This is a genomic window from Coprobacter secundus subsp. similis, from assembly GCF_015097275.1.
In the GTDB taxonomy this organism is placed as follows: Bacteria; Bacteroidota; Bacteroidia; order Bacteroidales; family Coprobacteraceae; genus Coprobacter; species Coprobacter secundus.
In genome coordinates this window covers 2,014,971-2,033,733 of record NZ_AP023322.1, presented here as the reverse complement: position 1 = coordinate 2,033,733, position 18,763 = coordinate 2,014,971, and the positions used below count along the sequence as shown (strand labels likewise).

Sequence of the window (18,763 nt, the reverse complement as noted above, 5' to 3'; positions counted from 1 at the left end):
AGTATAATAAAAAGGCATATTTATTCGAATCATTGATAAATATGCCTTCAGAAACTATATAATGAGAGTTTTATCGATTCAGTCTAATGGAATGATTTCTTCAGGACAATGTGTTATTTTTTCTATTCCCGTTTTAGTAACTAAAAGTGTATTCTCAATGCCGACAGCTCCAACATGGGGTATGACGAATTTAGGTTCTAAAGCGAAGACCATATTTTCTTCTAAGATTTCTTTTGAACGAGGAGCCAACACTGGTTTTTCATTTAATTCGATTCCCACACCGTGACCAATGAAACCAGCATGTTGCCTATGTCCCATAAAATATTCTTCGAGACCTGCTTGTTTAGCGGTATTCAAAGCTAATTCATATAGCTCTGCTACAGGGACACCTGGTTTGCCTTTCTCGATAATTGCGTCTTGTATTTGTAAAGCTACATGATGCGCATTTTGTGCTAATTCTGGAATTTCTCCGAGAGAAAACACTCGGCTTAAATCAGACATGTATCCTGTGAAATTACCTCCTATATCGACCATAACGGTTGTTCCCGGTCGTATCATTGCTCCATTACACCCGATAGGGAGAGAGCTGTTCAATCCTGCGCCTCCTAATGCGAAATCATATGGAGATGGAGTGTCAGCATTATCTCCGGAAAGTAAACTGCCCATATATATTTCCATACTTGAGCCGAAAATACGGACTATGCCTAAAGAGCCGTGTAAGCGGGCAAGCCGTTCTAATTCTATGGAAAATTCAGTATCGGACATTCCATCTTTATATTCTGCTGGTATACGATGATACATGCTTGCATGTTTGGCTGCCGATTCACGAATTAATTCTATCTCGTATGGAGTCTTTATTGCCCTTACATTCCGTATAATTTGAGAGCTGTTGTCAAAAGTGGCATTTGTAAAAATTGTCGCTAACCGTACTCTTTCATTATAAGTAAGAACGTCATCTTCTAATAAGAGTTTTTGAGGCATATTTATTCCTCGTTCATGCATTATTGAAGATATATCTTCTGGTTTATGTATATATATGACGTTATCACCTTTGAGATCGACAGGTCGACGTACAAAAAATAATATTTCCCCCTCTACAGGAATGTAAGTATATCCACTGAAAATACGTCCCGATGTATAAAATAAATTAGTGTTGCTGCTAATCAGCATTGCATCAGCTTCGGTATTCTTCATTGCATTTTGCAATTTAGTTTTTCGAAGCTCTATTTCTGGTAGGAACTTAGCCGTATACATAGTCTTTGTCTTATTTTATTTATAAGTAATAAAATAAATCTTTAAAGAATTTTTCCTGTTTCTATAATTAGGAATGATATCTTTGTCCGCAAAAGTAATAATAAAACTTTAAATATTAGAAAGTTTGAATAGGATATATTTATGTTAAGTTATCTCTATTGAATGTGAATTTTGAATAAAATTTTTATCTTCTTATGTTGACTATTAACTATAAAAAAATAACAAGTTGTAATTTCAAAAGAGATTATAGCCATTCGATGCACCGTTCTAATTGAGTACTTCTTGAGCCTTTTATTAAAATTGTATATCCTTTTAATGGTTTCTTTTTAAGTTCTTCTATTAGGTTGTTAGTGCTGGAAAAGCATTCAAAATTATTATCTATTTTGCAGAATTCGTTTCCGGATAATAAAACTTTGTCAAAGTTTGCTTTTTGAAGTCTGCCTATTATTTTTCGATGCTCATTTTCACTTTCAATACCGAGTTCACCCATATTCCCGAGTATAACGGCCTTGTGGTTAGCTTTTATTTGAACAAAATTGTCAAGAGCAGCTCCCATGCTGGTAGGATTGGCGTTATAAGCATCTATAATCAGTGTATTATATTTTGTTTTTTGTAATTGAGAACGTTTGTTTTGTGGAATGTATGTTTCGATAGCCTCTTTTATTTTGTCTGGCTTTACTCCGAAGTATATGGCTATTGCAGCAGCAGCAAGTGTGTTTGTGAGATTATAACTACCAATCAGTTGTGTTTGAATTTTTGTAGATATATTATTATGTTTCATTTCGAAGAAGAGAAATGGCGAACAGTCTATAATCCTTCCACTGATAAAGAGATTTTCAGATATCCCATATTCTGTTTTTTCAATGCCATTACTTTGAGGCTGTAAATAAAGGTTTTCATGTTGTATAAAAATATGGCCTTTATGTGCTCGTATAAAGTCATACATTTCACATTTGGTCTGTAATACACCTTCAAATGAGCCGAAACCTTGTAAATGAGCTTTCCCTACGTTCGTAATTATTCCGTAATTGGGTTCGGCAATCTCTACCAGCTCTTTTATATCTCCGGGATGACTGGCCCCCATTTCGATGATTGCAATTTCGTGAGAAGGGGTTAGCTTCAATAAAGTTAAAGGGACTCCGATATGGTTATTTAGGTTACCTTCAGTTGCCAATACATTAAATTTTTGAGCAAGGCAAGCTGCTGTCAGTTCTTTAGTTGTTGTTTTTCCGTTAGTTCCTGTAATACCGATGATAGGTAACCCCAAAGCCTTTCGATGATAGTGGGCGAGAGCTTGGAGGGTTGACAAACAATTATCTACTAATATGATGCGTTTGTCATCTGTAACATAATCAGCTTCATCTACAATAGCATAAGAACAACCATCTTTTAGTGCTTGAGTAGCAAATTGGTTTCCATTAAAGTTTTCACCCTTTAAAGCGAAAAAAATGGAACCGGGTGTACATTTACGGCTATCGGTCGTGATAGTAGGATGAGTTTTATATATTTGATATAGTGTTTTGATTAGCATAAATATTCTATTTTATTATATAGCGAAAATATACATTTTTCATGATAATAAATTAGAATACATTAAAAAAGTCAATATTTTTTTGTTAATCGGCAGATTTGTTTGTTAGGCTTTAAACCTTTTTTCAATAGATTTCAAAACTATTTTTATTGATATTATATCGATAATGAAATTTATTTGTAGTTGATAATATGTCTATAATTTGCCATGCGTTATAATGATCTGTAGAAAAATTGCCATAAAAGCGAAGTTCTTTCAAATGATTTTTTTCAAATGTTATATCTACGTTATAAATTTGTTTAATTTCCTTGGCTATTTCATCAAATCGTTTTTTGTCGACAATTAAAGTTCTATGGTGCCAGTCTTTTGTATGTATATATGGATAATTACAGATTTCTATAGATTCGTTTGTTTTGTTGAAACAGGCATATTCATTTGGTTTTAATTGTATAGAGTATTTATTGTTCGCATCAGAAAGAAGAATCGAGCCTTCTTTTAACCATACATAAGCAGAGCTATCATTATCGTAATTTTTGATGTTAAATTTTGTTCCTAATACTTTGATGTTTATCTCTTCTGCATTGACAATGAATGGCTTTTTATCATCTTTTTCTACTTCGAAAGAAGCTTCTCCTTTAAGGAAAATTTCTCGATTATGATCTCCATAATTGTTCAGGTATGATAGTTTGGATTCAGCTTCTAACCAAACTTTAGATCCATCGGGTAAATCTAACTGCATATGGGACCCTTGAGGAACCGAAATAGTATAAGCGTAGTCTTGCTTCTTTTCTCCTATTTTAAGATATTGTTCAAGAGCAAAATATGAAATTAATATTCCTATCAGAAACGTTGCAGCTATTGTGGTGATATATCGTAAGTGTAGAATTTTGTAGTGTTCTTTTTTTTCTTTTTTTTCTTTTGTAATACGTTCTATTATTTGTTGATATACTACTTCTTTGTTAAAGTCATGAGAATCTAGGGCTGCAGATTTTATCCATGCATTTTGATATCCTTCAAAAATAAGTTTGTTTTGAGTCGATTCTTCTAACCAAATCTTTAATGTTTTTAAATCATCAGGACGAATATCGTGATTTAAAAAAGCTAATATAATATCTTCTATGTTTTCTTTCACTGTCAATTAGGTATAAATATAATATTCCCGATATAATAATATGCACTATTATATTTCGGGTAGTCTAACTCTTTTATTTTAATAATATTTAACATTGTATGTTGAATAGTATTAATAAACATGTTAGATAATCAGTTAATTGTTCCCGTATTTTTTTTATTGCTTGTTTTAAATGATATTTAACGGTGTTGATAGAAATACCTTGTTTTTGCGCAATCTCTTCATATTTTAGTCCGTCGTAGCGGTTTAATTCAAATATTGTACGGCATTCTTGGGGTAAAGAGTCTATAGCTTGTCTTATTTTTACAAGAATTTCTTTGTTTTCTAATTCTGTATAAGGAGTATCTTTACATATGAAATATATATCTGAAGGTGTTACATTATTATTGATTAAACCAGAGATAGAATATTCTTGTTTTATATAATTTTTATTTAGTTGATTGATACAATTATTTTTTACAGCTTTATACATGTATGAGTGTAGTTCAATATCTTTCTTTAGAGAATCTCTGTTTTCCCATAGATGGTATATTAAATCGGAAACTATACATTGAGCAGAAAAATCATCATTAAGAATTCCTTTAGCTAATAAGCATAATTCGATATAATAAGTTTCGAATAGAAATCGAATGGCTCTTTCATCGCCTTTTCGTAAATAGTATATAAGATTTGATGTGTTTATTTCTTCAAGCATGGAAGTTGTTATAAGGTTAAGAAGTATATCTATAATCTGTTGAATTTTTATGTTACTTATATATGTTTTTATATGTAAATAATTGTGCAATCCTTTTTACAAAGGAAATAAAATTTTCTCTGAATATAAATATAAAATATATAAAATGTGACGATATATTTATATTAATAAGATAAATTTTCTACTATTCCTGATCAATTTATTTCTTTTATTCCATTAGATTGACTCTGTTAATTAATGGTAGGAGTACAATATTCTTATAATAATTTGCTAATTTATTTTATTATAAAATTTAGAATAATTCTATTTTATTTCACTTAAATCATAATAAATCAATGTATTAAATTATAAAATTTAAAATTTTGTCTTATAATGAAAAAAAGAAAGTCTATTGTCTATACTACCCGAAAAAAGGCTTTTATTGTTTTAGTATTGAGTTCGATGATTACAACTAATTCAGAGATAATAATTCCCAGAGTTTATTTTATTGGGTGGTATTGTAGAGATAATTTATAATTTATATTTATTATGAAAACACGACTTGGCGTCCTATTATTATTCTTATTATTGAGTCCTATCGGATATCTGTCATCTCAGACTGTTACGATAAATAAAACCGAAACGGTAAAAAAAATCATAAAAGAAATTGAGAAAAGAACAGGGAAATCTTTTGTTTTTCATATAGATGATGTCGATTTGGACAGGCGTGTTACTATAAATGCAAAGAATCAACCATTAGAGAAAGTGCTTGATAACCTTTTTCCAAAACAACATTACCGAGTTGAAATTAAAAAGGACCATATTATTGTAGCTCGCAAAAAAAAATTATTGAATTTAATTTCTGGAAAAATTATTGATAGTCAGGGGCAGCCTTTAATAGGTGTCAGTATATTATCTATGGAAGATGAGATAGGTACCGTTAGTGATATAGATGGGCATTTTTCAATAAATGCGAATTTGGGGGATGAGTTAGAGTTTTCTTATATAGGATATCAAAAACAAAAGGTTAAGGTATCAAAACAGACAGGCATAGTTATTACAATGCAGGAAGACCATCAGTTGTTGGATGAAGTAGTTGTAATAGGTTATGGATCTCAGAAAAAAGCTAATTTAACGGGAGCTGTAGGTTATATTGGGGGAGATAAATTAGAGGATAGGCCTGTGGCTAGCTTAGGGCAGGCTCTTCAGGGAGCTATTCCTAACATGAATATTTCTTTCGGTACAGGAAAGCCAGGTGAAACTACCAATATAAATATTCGTGGAGCGGGTTCGATTAATGGGAATGACTCCCCATTGGTGCTGATTGACGGTGTAGAAGGTTCTATTGATAATATTAATCCCCGAGACGTGGAATCTATCTCTGTATTGAAAGATGCCTCTTCTGCAGCCATATACGGTGCGCGAGCTGCTTTTGGAGTTATTTTGGTGACTACAAAATCAGCAGAAGAAGGTAAAGTCCGAATTACTTATAATGGGAGATATAGTTTTTCTAAACAAACAACTAGTACGGATTTTGTGACAACAGGGTATGATGCTGCAGTAATGGTGGATGAATTTATGAGATCTCATCACGGTGCTAAGTTTACGTTTTATGACTCAGAGGACATGGAGCAGTTAAAGGCTCGAAGATATGATGTGACAGAGCATCCTGATAGACCTTGGGTTGTAGAAAAGAATGGACAATATATGTATTATGGGAATTTCGATTGGTACGATTATCTGTTTGATGTATCTCGCCCTACTTGGAATCATAATATTTCTATTATGGGGGGAAATAAAAAAGTAAATTATAATGTTAGCGGAAGCTATTATAATCAGAGAGGAATATATAGGAGTGAAGATTATCCTGATCGACATAAAGATTATAATTTACGTGCTCGTTTAAATGCAGAAGTGACATCTTGGCTGGATTTTAGTTTTACATCTTCATTGAATGCCAAAAAATATTATTGGTCTCCAGGATTAAATACGGGTGATAATATTGCATTTTGTACGTTTTATGCTTTGCCTTTTTATGTTCCTAAAAATCCAGATGGAACGAATGTCCTTTATACTCAAGTGGCACCGGAAGGACCTGCTGGAGGTGTACACTTTATGGCACGCGAAGGTAAAAGTTTTGGAAATAATAAGCAGAAAACATTTTTGAATACAGCGAATATTGCTTTAAAATTATATAAAGGACTGACTCTAAATGCTAATTATAGTTATCGTTATTATAATCAGGATATGGTAACTCGAACAGTAGTGGGGCAATATTCCCGAGTTCCGGGTAAAGTTGAGATTGCGGATAACGATTTATTCAAAAATAAATTGAGACAAACTATTCATACTGACTATTTGCATACCGTGGATGTTTTTGCAAATTATGAAAATTCGTTTGGGGGGCATCATATTCGGGCTGTAGTCGGAGCTAATTATGAAAGTTATTATCGCAAAAGGATATATGCTACCAAGCTGAATATTCAATCGGATGTTCTTAACGATTTTAATTTGGGAGATAATACGAAAGTAACATTAGGAGGGGAGAATGATGCAGGACAAAGAGAATATGCGTTATTAGGTTTTTTTGGACGGCTAGGATATGATTATAAAGGTAAATATTTGGCGGAGTTCAACATTCGACGGGATGCGACATCTCGTTTCCCTCGGAAAGACAGGGCTGGTTGGTTTCCTTCAGTTTCTTTAGGTTGGCGAGCTAGTGAAGAATCATTTTTTGAATCGGTGAAAGGAGTTATATCCAATCTGAAGATTCGAGGTTCTTATGGTGTGTTGGGTAATCAGAAAATAGATGAATACTATCCATATGTTCAGACCATGAAAGTATTTCCTATGGACAATTACATATTGGACGGAGGGATAGCGTCCTATACATCATCTGGTAATCCATTGTCTGGGTCATTGACTTGGGAAAGTGTATATTCTACAAATATAGGGTTGGATTTAGGATTTTTTAATGGTCGATTGTCTTTTACCGGAGATATTTATCGTCGTGATACTAAAGGGATGCTGATGCCGGGTGTAAAATTGCCGGGAGTTTATGGGGCAACTGAACCGAAAGAGAATGGAGCAGAATTACGAACAAAAGGTTTTGAATTTACATTGGGTTGGAATGATGATATTAACATATTGGGAAAGAAATTTAATTATTATGCAGCCATATCTTTAGCTGATAATCAGACAAAAGTTACGAAATATACTCAAAATCCGAACAAACAGTTGAATCAATGTTATGAAGGAATGGAATGGGGAGAGCTATGGGGTTACCAAATTGATGGTCTCTTTCCGACAGATGAGGCTGCACAGGAATATAGCTCAAGGATTGACCAGACCTTGGTAAGTCAGAATATTTTTGTAGAAGCTCAGGGGGAGTATCGAGGCCTTCAGGCTGGAGATATGGCTTATGCAGATTTAGATGGTAGTGGTTGTATCGACAATGGATTGAATACGTTAGATAATCATGGAGATTTGAAGAAAGTGGGGAATAAGCTGCCTCGTTATACTTATAGTGGTAATGTAGGATTTAGTTGGTATGGTGTAGATTTTTCGGCCTTTTTCCAAGGCATAGGTCGCCAGCATATTTATCCGGGAGGTGATTGTATGCTTTTCTGGGGAGGTTATGCTCGGCCGTATGCCTCATTTATTCCAAAAGATTTTTCAAAAGACATCTGGACACCGGAAAATCCTACAGGATATTATCCGAAGTTGCGAGGTTATTCTGCACAAGGTAATCGGTCTTTAGCACAGCCCAATGATCGTTATTTGCAAAATTTGGCTTATTGCCGGTTGAAGAATGTAACATTAGGATATACTTTACCCAATGAATGGACTAAGAAGATTTATGTAGATAGGTTACGTATTTATTTTAGTGGAGATAATTTGGCGACATGGACAAAATTGCATTCTGATTATATAGATCCGGAACAATTTGCGAAGGATGGAAATGCTCGGGTGTATCCATTTCCAAAAACATTTTCCTTTGGTATCGATATAACACTGTAAGGTTTACAATCAAGAATATTAATTAAAAAATATAGAATCATGAGAAAAATCAATTATTCGGTTATTTTTTTTCTGATGCTTTTGTTTATTGCTTGTGATGATAAATTAGATCGTTTTCCGCTGGATAGTTTTGCTCCAGAGAATTATTTTAATAATGAATCTGAGCTTCAGACATTTAGTAATCAGTTTTATTGGCTTGTTCCATCTGCTGTAGCTGGTTATGGTGAAAATTCAGATGTAATTTTAAACCATACGATGACTCCGGAAATGCAGGGAACACGTATTGTCCCTAATAGTGGTGGCGGATGGGACTGGGGTTCATTGCGTAATATCAATCTTTTACTTAAATATTCATATCGGTGTGAAGATGTAGATGTAAGAGAACATTATGAAGGTATCGCTCGCTTTTTTCGTGCTTGGTTTTATTTTGAAAAAGTAAAACGTTTTGGAGATGTTCCGTGGTATGATAAAGTACTGGGGTCGACTGATCCTGAATTGATGAAGCCGAGAGACTCTCGGGAATTTGTTATGACTAAAATTTTAGAAGATTTAGAATTTGCAATTAAGAAAATTCCGGCAACCAAAAGTACGGAGCGTATAACTCATTGGACAGCACTAGCTTTAAAATCTAGAATATGTTTGTTTGAAGGAACTTTTCGGAAATATCACCAATTAGGAGATTGGGAAAAATATTTGACACAATGTGTAGATGCATCAGAAAAGTTGATGTCATCCAATCAATATAGAATTTATCAGAATGGGGCGTATCCATATCGAGATTTATTTGCCTCGGTTAGTGCTATTGAAGATGAGGTTATTTTAGCCAGAAGATATAGTAAAGAATTAAAGGTATATCATGATGCTAACTTCCATTTACGAGGTTTAACGGGTGGTCGTGCAGGTATGTCAAAAAAAATTGTGGATAGTTATCTGATGAAAGATGGTTCACGTTTTACAGAGCAAGAGGGGTGGAAAACTATGCAATATTATGAGGAAATGCAGAATAGAGACCCTCGCTTGACACAGACTGTCGTAAATCCTGGTCATATCAGAGTTGCGGATAAAACAAAAACGGTTCTCGCTCCAGATTTTAATGCGTCAATAAGTGGTTATCAAATTCAAAAATGGGATGCGGGCCCTGATGGAGACGGATGGCAGCAATCATACAATGATTTTATCGTATTTCGTATAGCAGAAATATATCTGAATTATGCTGAAGCAAAGGCTGAATTGGGGACTTTGATACAAGAGGATTTAAATATCTCAATAAAAAAAATACGGGATAGAGTAGGGATGCCTAATATTGATATGAATCAAGCGAATTCGAATCCTGATCCGTATTTAGAAAGTCCGGTTACAGGTTATAGAAATGTAACAGGGCCTAATAAAGGGGTTATCTTGGAAATTCGTCGTGAACGTACGATTGAGTTGGCATGTGAAGGACATCGCTATTATGATATTATTCGTTGGAAAGAAGGAAAAGTATTTGAACAAGAGTTTTATGGAATGTATTTTAATTCATTGGATAAAGGAACTGGAGAAAATCGATATGGTTTGTATGACATGAATGATGGACAAATAGGGTATGAGGATGAGGATTATGTGGATATCTGTATATATAGTGGAAAGCAACCATCTGATAATGAAATAAGTGAAACGACTATAATTCTGTTTTTTTATAAGCTAAATGAGTTGTTTAGGTTAGAAAATGGAGTAGATGGCGGACGAATTATTTGTCATGATCTCAAAGATAATCCACGAAAGTGGGACGAGGAAAAGGATTATTTGTATCCTATTCCTGTACAGGAGCGCTTATTGAATCATAATTTGACACAAAATCCAGGTTGGAACGATGGTTTATCATTTTGAAAATAATCAAGTAATAAATACCATATAAAAACTTTTTTTAATCCAGGAGTGTATGTGAAAATTTGTCAGGAGCGGTGTTATTAATATTGTTTCGTGGCAGAGAATAACAGAATCCATTAAATTTTTTATCTATGAGAACAATTAACTATTTGAAAAGAGCAATTTTATCAGTAATTGCATCTGTATGTTTCACGACTCTTTATGCTGAAGACTTTAGGTTTCCTTTTGCGGAGAAAGATGTGGCTATGTGGAAAAAATTCATGCAGCAACCATCTGCCATAGAAGGAAAATGTAATTTGGAAGTTTTGGGAATCGATGTAAATAGAGTGGGATTCGATTGGGACGATCCTAATACTTGGGCGAGGGAAGATGGAAAGGTATTTCATAATAAACCTACTACTGATTTTGTAACTACGGTGTGGGGTGTATCATTCGATAGCCGTGATCCTTATTATGGAGGTACAGCCCGTGTGGGATGGACTCGTCGTGCATATAAAGAAGGGACACAAGAGGTATTTGAAGTTGGCAAAAGTGTTGAAGAGAAATGGATTCCCTATACTCCTGGATTGGAAAATTTGTCAGGTCGATTCGAGCTTACGACTCTTGCTCCGGTTGTAAATTGTTGTGATACGAAAATTGAGACAGTGAGATTGATAATGAATAATGAGACTACTGATTGTTATTTGCAATTTTCAAGAAATTTTAATTTGACTCAAATAGATTTAAGTGATAGCAAGGGAAAGATTCGTCAGATGCCTTCTTATCGTTGTAATTTGTCGACATTAGATGCTTTTGTATTAAATAATATGCGTCCTGAAGAGTTGGGTGAGGATGGAAAATATGATAACGGTGTAGATTATAGATTGTTTGACTGGGTAACTAATATCGATGAATGCCATTTTCGTATGTCGACTATGCCTTTAATACCAGGAGGACGGCTCTATAATGGATATAGAAATCAGAAACCGTTTGTACCTGAGAGTTATCAGTTAGGAGCAGATGGTGAAACATGGGAATTTAAAGCTGGAGGGTTTATTAACTTATCATCAGAAAATGTAGTTAGAGATCAACCGACAACTTTTGTTTGGAAAGATTTGGATGGAAATGAAGTGACTCCAGATAAAGCTGTACAAGGAAGATTTCAGTTTAAAGAATCTTTTATAGGGAGAGAATTGGTTTGTGAAATGACAAACTCTTTCTTTGATGGTTGGATTTGTAAAACTCAACCGGTTAAGATTGTTGCTGAGTATACAACTACTGCGGTAGATATGGTAAAGAGTGACAATAATTTGAATATTTTCCCAAATCCTGCAATAGATAAAATTACGATTGATGGTGCAAAAGCCTTTTCTGTAAAAGTTTTTACACTTGAAGGTAAAGAGATAATGAATGAAAATGTAGTGGATAATGTATTTGATATAAGTCGTTTATCTACAGGGTATTATTTATTGGATATCAAAAGTGATCAGGGAACTTTTATTAAAAAAATAATAAAAAAGTAACATCGGATAAGAGCATCTTATTTTTACTCTGTAACCTAAATCTAAGGGTTACAGAGTATTTTTATTCGAGAGAATATTAATAGATTTTAAGCCATTAAAGAAGTAGGATAATGAGAATAATAGATTTGAAAAAAAGAATTGGATTTTTTTTCTTGTTGAGTATATATTTGAATACGTGGGCTCAATATGAAAAACCTGAAGGTGTAATACGTTTCATGACTTATAATGTTGCTTATTGTCGTGGATATGATGGATTTCAGAATGGTAGTAAAACCGATATATATAATACGCAGCGCATTGGAAAAATTATTAAGGCTTTAAATCCGGATGTTGTTGCATTACAAGAATTAGATAGTGCTAATATTAATAATCGGTATCTCCTTGAAGATATAAAAAATGCATCAGGAATTGATTATCAGATGGTTTATGGAGTAAGTGATTATGATGCTTATGCAGGTAATTACGGTAATGGTATTTTGATAAAGAAGGATTTTCCAGTGTTAGGGGTCAAGAGGATGAAGCTACCTGGAACGGTGTATGGTTCTGAACCTCCTATTAAAAATAATAGTAGATTATTGCTTCGTGTCATGACAGAAAAATTTTATTTTATGTGTACGCATTTGGATCTTGATACAGAACAAAGAATAAATAGTGGGTCAATAATTAATAATGAATTGGATTATATGCGTAAGCCTTCTTTTTTAGCTGGAGATATGAATGATTCTCATCGTTGGGGTGGAGGTGTTTTTACTTCTTCTTTTAATGAAACTTGGGATTTATATAGTACGACGGATTATACCATTAGTCTTCCTGATAATCAAAATACTATAGATTATATTTTGTATCATAATTATAAAAATAGGAATGAGTATTCTGCCGTATCATCGTATGCTGTTAGAGGGAAACTTGATATTCCTGGGGAAAGTTACCCGATACAAGTGGAATATGCTTCGGATCATTTACCGGTAATATTAGATGTAAAAGATAATTTTTCTACGGGCTTGTCTGAATCTTGTTTGAGTAAAGTTTTAGTTCAACAACGAGATAACCAATTGAGTCTTTATGGTTTGTCGGATTTTTCATATACGTATTTTGTATATTCTATGGCAGGATTTCCTATTTGTTCAGGAACAGTAAGAGAAAATGAAAATTTGATTCCTTTAGATTTTTTGGAAAAGGGATTATATATTTTGAAATTGATGCAAGGAGAGCAGACTATTCTTAATTGGAAATTTGTTAGATTTTGAACAGGAAGTTTTGTAAGATAAAAGTATAGAAAAGTTTAAGGATGTTGTGATTTAGAAAGTATTGAGATTATGAGATTAAGATTGTTTTTCTTGTTACCATTGTTGTTTATATGTTTTTTTACACATGCGGTACTTGTCGATACGATACAGGTAAAAAGCAAAGTAATGAATAAAAATATTTTCTGTGTTGTTATTTCTCCAGATAAGCAGATAAATGGGGCTTCGTGTCCTGTTTTATATCTTTTGCATGGTTATGGTGGAAGTTATAAAAGTTGGTTGGAAGTAAAGCCAGAACTGCCACAATTGGCAGAGCAATATGGAATGATGATTGTTTGCCCTGATGGAGAAAATAGTTGGTATTGGGATAGCCCCCAAAATTCGGCTTCTCAGTTTGAGACATTCGTTTCGGATGAGTTGATAAAATATATTGATCAGAATTATCCGACTGTACCGAATGCAGCGGGAAGAGCTATTACGGGGTTGAGTATGGGAGGACATGGAGCTTTGTGGCTCGCAATTCGTCATCAAGATATATTTGGTGGAGCGGGAAGTACGAGTGGAGGATTAGATATATTGCCTTTTTCAAAAAATTGGAAAATAAAAGAACAATTAGGGGAGCAATTGAGTAATAAACAAATTTGGGAAAGTCATACAGTTATTAATCAATTAGAAAAACTTAGAAATGGAAATTTGATGATAATAATAGATTGTGGGGATAATGATATTTTTTTTGAAGTGAACAATAGAGTGCATCATAAACTTTGTACGCTGAATATAAAACATGACTATATTGTTCGTCCTGGTACTCATAATTCTCAATATTGGAATAATTCGATAGAGTATCAGATATTATTTTTTGCTAAGTTTTTTAATAATAAATTGATATAAATGGAAGATTTCAAAGAATGAATAATTGCTTCATGTTGGCAATTGTATTTACAATATAAGATTGATTGTTGTATAACGTCAATCTTATATTGTAAGGGCATATGGAAGATTATATTAGAATATATTTGCTGTATTACTGTTATAAGTTTTATTTTTTCCCAAATTGGGGATCAACTTTTAAGAATGTTACTGATAAGTAAGCCGGTAGTGTACATATCATAACCCAAATAAAGAATTGTTTATATCCGATCATTTCTTGTAGCCATCCGGCTATCATTCCGGGCAGCATCATTCCCAAAGCCATAAATGCAGTACAGATGGCATAATGGGCTGTTTTATGTTTTCCGTTGGCAAAACTTATCATATAAAGCATATAAGCGGTGAATCCAAATCCATATCCAAATTGTTCTATTGCGACTGCAGAGTTGATTAGTATCAGATTATTGGGTTGTAAATATGATAAATATACATATACTAAATTAGGGAGTGTTATAGCCAGTGTCATTGGCCAAAGCCAAAACTTGAGGCCTTGGCGAGAAGCAACTATACCACCAATAATTCCTCCGATAGTAAGAGCCAATACACCGACGGTTCCATATACGAGTCCGACTTCTCCGGTAGTTAATCCTAATCCTCCGGCTTCTTTGGGGTCGAGCATGAAAGGTGACGCTAATTTTAATAATTGAGATTCTGATAAGCGAAATGTTAACATGAAAAATAGTCCGGAGACAATTTCTTTCTTTTTAAAAAAGGAGATGAATGTTTGTAAAAATTCTTTCCATATCGTTTTTACAGTATAGGTATTTCTGGAAACTTTATCTTCTGACGGATAAGGTAGAATGTGTTTGTGGTATAGACAAATCATGATAAAAATTCCGGAAAGAATGAAAAATGTGACACTCCAAGCTAAAGTGATATTCTCAGTATGTATTTCAAGAACTCCTGCCAACATAATAAGTAAACCTTGTCCGGAAATCATGGCTATTCGATAAAATGTATTTCGGATACCTACATATAAGGATTGTTCATGGCTGTTGAGTGCTAGCATATAGAAACCATCGGCCGCTATGTCGTGAGTTGCGGAAGCAAAAGCTAATAACCAAAAGAAGGCTAATGTTGCTTGAAAAAAGAAGGGAACAGGGATACAAAATGCTACGCCGGCAAGTCCAGCTCCAATTAGTATTTGCATGGATATAATCCACCATCTTTTAGTTTTGAGGATATCTATAAATGGACTCCATAAAGGCTTTAGCACCCATGGTAAATAAAGCCAACTAGTATATAAAGCAATGTCTGTATTGGAAATTTCCATTCGTTTATAAAAAATAACGGCTATTGTCATTACTGTGACATAGGGTATTCCTTGAGCAAAATATAGGGAAGGAATCCATTTCCATGGAGATATTTTATGAGAAAAAAGCATACTTATATTTTTATTAGCTGATCGCATATAAAATGGGTAGTTTCAGGAGTGATAGATACTTGCTTTAGTATATCTTCAGCTTCTTGATTGGTTAATTCGATAAAATCCGATTCTCTTGGAGTAATAATGATTCCGCTGACATCGACAGCCCCTGGGCTGATTAGTTTTTGAGAATTGTAATATTGGGTCGGGCGATGTGCTTTCCTAGGCATGATGTATAGTCTCCATATTCCGTTGTCAAAAAGACAGAGAAGATTGACCATAATCTCTTTACTACTTTGGTCAATCGGGAGTAAAGTGGTAAAGTAATTGAAGAGACTTATAATTTCTTCTTTTTTATTTGATTCCGCAATGAATACTGCTTGAGGATATTGTGTCAGGTGAAATACTGTAAGAGATTTCGTTTGAACAAGGATTTTCCCCTGACTTTTTATGATTTCCCAATCTTTTTCTAGTGGAAGAAATCCTTTGTTTCCAGCCTGGAAATGCATGTGGTCAGGTGCAGATGCTCCACATTGTGGACCGTTATAGAACAAAATGTAGTCAGGCAATTCCGATGCAATATTTAGCAAGTCGAGCAAGTGGTGTTCTATCTGTTGTGGAGAATGTATTATATAGGGAATTGTGAAATGTTTTGGAAAAATAGGATAAGGATTTACTAAAATTAGATATTTGTTGTTGTAAGGGATATATCCTTGTTCTTTAGGACGGTTTCCAGTGCAAAGAAAGCACGGGCGTTTATTGACGGCCGTAGCTGAAACCGTTGCATTTGTCGATTGTATTCTGGCTGGGTTGAATTGTATGGAAATTTTTATGCCTCCGACAGTTAACTCCCGAGATAAAACTGTTTCTAATACTTTGTAATTTTGACTGGCCAGTTTCCAGTCTTTTATTTGTTGGACAAACAGATTTGAAACTTCTTGTTGTAAATCCATAGCTATTTTTGTTTCCGATTCATTTGTATCCGAGCCATCAATTCATAGGTTCTTAGGCTATCTTTATATAAATTGTTGGCATTTATTTGTTCTATATTCAATGCTGCATCCGAATTTCCTTCCCAGCGGCGGCATAGGTAGATTACATCATAAATGCGTCCGATACGATATTCCCTTGAAAAGCGCAATCCGAGTGCATAATCTTCTCCATAATTAGTATTAGGAACTTTTATCTGACGTAATAATGGAGTATAAAATGCTCGAGGTGCTCCTAATCCATTGATACGTAGTGTATTGTTGCATCCATTCTCGTCACTCCATTCACGATGATCTATTATTCCGGGAGGTATTACTTGCATATTGAAGTCTGTCATGACATAACTGCCTATTACCATACCACATTTTTCTTGATAAAAAGTGTCGACTATTTTTTGTAATGTGTGTCGGTCTTTATAGATGTCGTCACTGTCGAGTTGAACGGCAAATTTGCCACACATTGGATGATGAATTCCCAGGTTCCAACATCCTCCTATACCTAAGTTATTTTGTTCAGGAATGAGATGTATTACACGAGTATCTTTGATAAATTGTGCTATTTCTTTTCCAGTACTATCAGTCGAGTGATTATCGATAATGATGACATTAAATGGGAAGTTGCATTCTTGTTTCAGTACAGAACGTATTGCGTCGGCAATGGTTCTTTCACGATTATATACAGGGATTATTACCGAAGCTTCTAAAGGGAAAGTTGCGGTAGTCACATCTATTTTTTTGTGAGTAGCCGGCAACCATCCATTGATATCTTTCAAATGTTGAGTGCAGGCTTGTTCCATTTCTATTTGTACTTCTCTGTTTTTAGAGTCTACGTAGTCGAACTGCTTTTCACCTGAGTTTCGAGTATCTGTTGCTATATCGGTATATAAATATTCATGTATATGTATGATATTATAATGTTGTGATATTTTTAGTCTCAAGTTATACCAACCGGCAAACTGAAAAGTCGAATTATCTGATTTAGTAAATTTTTTAAGAGCAGATGTTTGGTATAGTTGAAGATTCCCGAAGTCGAAATCATCGCGTAGACTTCCTAATTGGTAATCGATTACAGGATGAGGAATTCTGATATTTTTGTTTATTTGGTATGAATCAGAATATAATATTCCTGCTTGAGTATCTTCTGCAATTTGTAACATCCGTTCAATACCATATTCGTTAAGATAGAGAGACGTATTTCCCAGTCCCACTAATATGTAAGGAGTTTGTGCATATTCGGAGATAAGTCGTACAGTATTTGAGGAATGAAGCATATCAATGTGAATGGGAATACATCCGGATATTTGTGGAGCGAAGTTGCCTGTATATAATAAAAAAATTTTATGGATGTCTACGTGGTTAGTAAGGGCAGCCACAGTAGGCTTTATTTGTGTATCTGAAATATAATTGAAGAAGCAGGTGATATTTTTCATAATTATTATTTTTTTGAATATGAATCGATAGCCTTTTTCACAGAACCATATAATAGCAATAGATTTTTAGCGTCATCGTATTCCAAATGAGTTTCTTCCATAATCATGCGTGTACCACGGTCTACCAATTTTTTATTTGTCAGTTGCATATTTACCATTCTGTTGCCTTTTACCCTCCCTAATTTTATCATGACACTGGTAGTAATCATATTAAGGACAAGCTTTTGGGCTGTTCCCGATTTCATTCGAGTACTTCCGGTTACAAATTCTGGCCCGACAATTACTTCAATGGGAATATCCGCCTGTTCTGCTACTGGCGAGTTCGGATTACAAGTAATACAAGCTGTAAGAATACCATTTTCCCGGCAATATTTCAGTGCACCTATAACATATGGGGTAGTTCCCGATGCAGCAATACCGATAACAATATCTTTCCTATTTATTTTGTGTTCTTGTAATTCTTGCCAGCCTTTGTCAATGCTGTCTTCAGCTGCCTCTACAGGGTTGCGTAAAGCTTTGTCCCCTCCGGCAATTAATCCGATGACAAAGGTATTGGGAATACCGTAAGTAGGTGGTATTTCAGAAGCATCTAAGACTCCAAGTCTTCCACTAGTTCCTGCTCCCATATAGAATATACGACCACCACATTGCATTCGTTTTATTATGGCCTCTACCAGTTTCTCAATCTGAGGTATAGCTTTTTCAACGGCCCCGGGTACTTTTTTATCTTCATTGTTGATGTCGACTAATAATTCGTGTATCGACTTTTTTTCTAAGTTCTCGTATAAAGACGATTTTTCTGTAATTTTTTCGAAACTCATAA

The 18,763-nt window shown here is 34.2% G+C and carries 13 protein-coding genes; 5 read left to right on the top strand and 8 right to left on the bottom strand.

Features of this window, described 5'->3' with window-relative positions; genetic code table 11:
* Window positions 1-78: 78 nt before the first annotated feature.
* From Cop2CBH44_RS08045 to Cop2CBH44_RS08030, 4 genes are all read right to left on the bottom strand, one after another.
* Window positions 79-1,254, bottom strand: coding sequence for a M24 family metallopeptidase (locus Cop2CBH44_RS08045; RefSeq protein WP_200755874.1), 1,176 nt, complete (start codon window positions 1,252-1,254; stop codon window positions 79-81).
* A gap of 244 nt (window positions 1,255-1,498) precedes the next feature.
* Window positions 1,499-2,785 carry a UDP-N-acetylmuramoyl-tripeptide--D-alanyl-D-alanine ligase gene (locus Cop2CBH44_RS08040; protein WP_021932005.1) on the bottom strand — a complete coding sequence of 429 codons (1,287 nt, stop codon included), beginning with the start codon at window positions 2,783-2,785 and terminating at the stop codon, window positions 1,499-1,501.
* A 124-nt stretch (window positions 2,786-2,909) separates the two neighbouring features.
* A complete protein-coding gene (locus tag Cop2CBH44_RS08035; protein WP_021932006.1) occupies window positions 2,910-3,917 on the bottom strand; it encodes a FecR family protein in 1,008 nt (335 codons plus the stop codon).
* A gap of 88 nt (window positions 3,918-4,005) precedes the next feature.
* Window positions 4,006-4,611, bottom strand: coding sequence for an RNA polymerase sigma-70 factor (locus Cop2CBH44_RS08030; protein ID WP_200755873.1), 606 nt, complete (start codon window positions 4,609-4,611; stop codon window positions 4,006-4,008).
* A gap of 528 nt (window positions 4,612-5,139) precedes the next feature.
* Here Cop2CBH44_RS08030 and Cop2CBH44_RS08025 point away from each other — a divergent pair.
* The 5 genes from Cop2CBH44_RS08025 (at window position 5,140) to Cop2CBH44_RS08005 (ending at window position 14,116) form a co-directional block, all read left to right on the top strand.
* Entirely contained in the window at window positions 5,140-8,610 is a 3,471-nt protein-coding gene (locus Cop2CBH44_RS08025) for a TonB-dependent receptor (protein ID WP_021932010.1), read from the top strand.
* Between the two features lie 39 nt (window positions 8,611-8,649).
* Window positions 8,650-10,479, top strand: coding sequence for a RagB/SusD family nutrient uptake outer membrane protein (locus Cop2CBH44_RS08020; RefSeq protein ID WP_021932011.1), 1,830 nt, complete (start codon window positions 8,650-8,652; stop codon window positions 10,477-10,479).
* Window positions 10,480-10,610: 131 nt separating this feature from the next.
* Entirely contained in the window at window positions 10,611-11,981 is a 1,371-nt protein-coding gene (locus Cop2CBH44_RS08015; protein WP_021932012.1) for a T9SS type A sorting domain-containing protein, read from the top strand.
* Window positions 11,982-12,091: 110 nt separating this feature from the next.
* Window positions 12,092-13,228 (top strand): endonuclease/exonuclease/phosphatase family protein, encoded by a 1,137-nt coding sequence (locus tag Cop2CBH44_RS08010; RefSeq protein WP_021932013.1) that lies wholly within the window; start codon window positions 12,092-12,094, stop codon window positions 13,226-13,228.
* A gap of 69 nt (window positions 13,229-13,297) precedes the next feature.
* Complete coding sequence (locus Cop2CBH44_RS08005) at window positions 13,298-14,116, top strand: alpha/beta hydrolase (RefSeq protein WP_021932014.1); 819 nt, start codon at window positions 13,298-13,300, stop codon at window positions 14,114-14,116.
* 148 nt (window positions 14,117-14,264) lie between these two features.
* Here the strand turns inward: Cop2CBH44_RS08005 and Cop2CBH44_RS08000 are convergent, their stop codons facing one another.
* From Cop2CBH44_RS08000 to murQ, 4 genes are read right to left on the bottom strand one after another with little or no spacing between them, the layout of a single operon-like run.
* Window positions 14,265-15,539: an MFS transporter gene (locus tag Cop2CBH44_RS08000; protein WP_021932016.1), complete on the bottom strand. Its 1,275-nt coding sequence runs from the start codon at window positions 15,537-15,539 to the stop codon at window positions 14,265-14,267.
* A gap of 2 nt (window positions 15,540-15,541) precedes the next feature.
* The gene (locus Cop2CBH44_RS07995) at window positions 15,542-16,474 is read right to left on the bottom strand and encodes a DUF4922 domain-containing protein (RefSeq protein ID WP_200755872.1); all 933 of its coding nucleotides are present in this window, start codon (window positions 16,472-16,474) and stop codon (window positions 15,542-15,544) included.
* Between the two features lie 2 nt (window positions 16,475-16,476).
* Window positions 16,477-17,943 (bottom strand): glycosyltransferase family 2 protein, encoded by a 1,467-nt coding sequence (locus Cop2CBH44_RS07990; protein WP_420838992.1) that lies wholly within the window; start codon window positions 17,941-17,943, stop codon window positions 16,477-16,479.
* A 2-nt stretch (window positions 17,944-17,945) separates the two neighbouring features.
* Window positions 17,946-18,761: an N-acetylmuramic acid 6-phosphate etherase gene (gene murQ / locus Cop2CBH44_RS07985; RefSeq protein WP_200755870.1), complete on the bottom strand. Its 816-nt coding sequence runs from the start codon at window positions 18,759-18,761 to the stop codon at window positions 17,946-17,948.
* Window positions 18,762-18,763 lie beyond the last annotated feature (2 nt).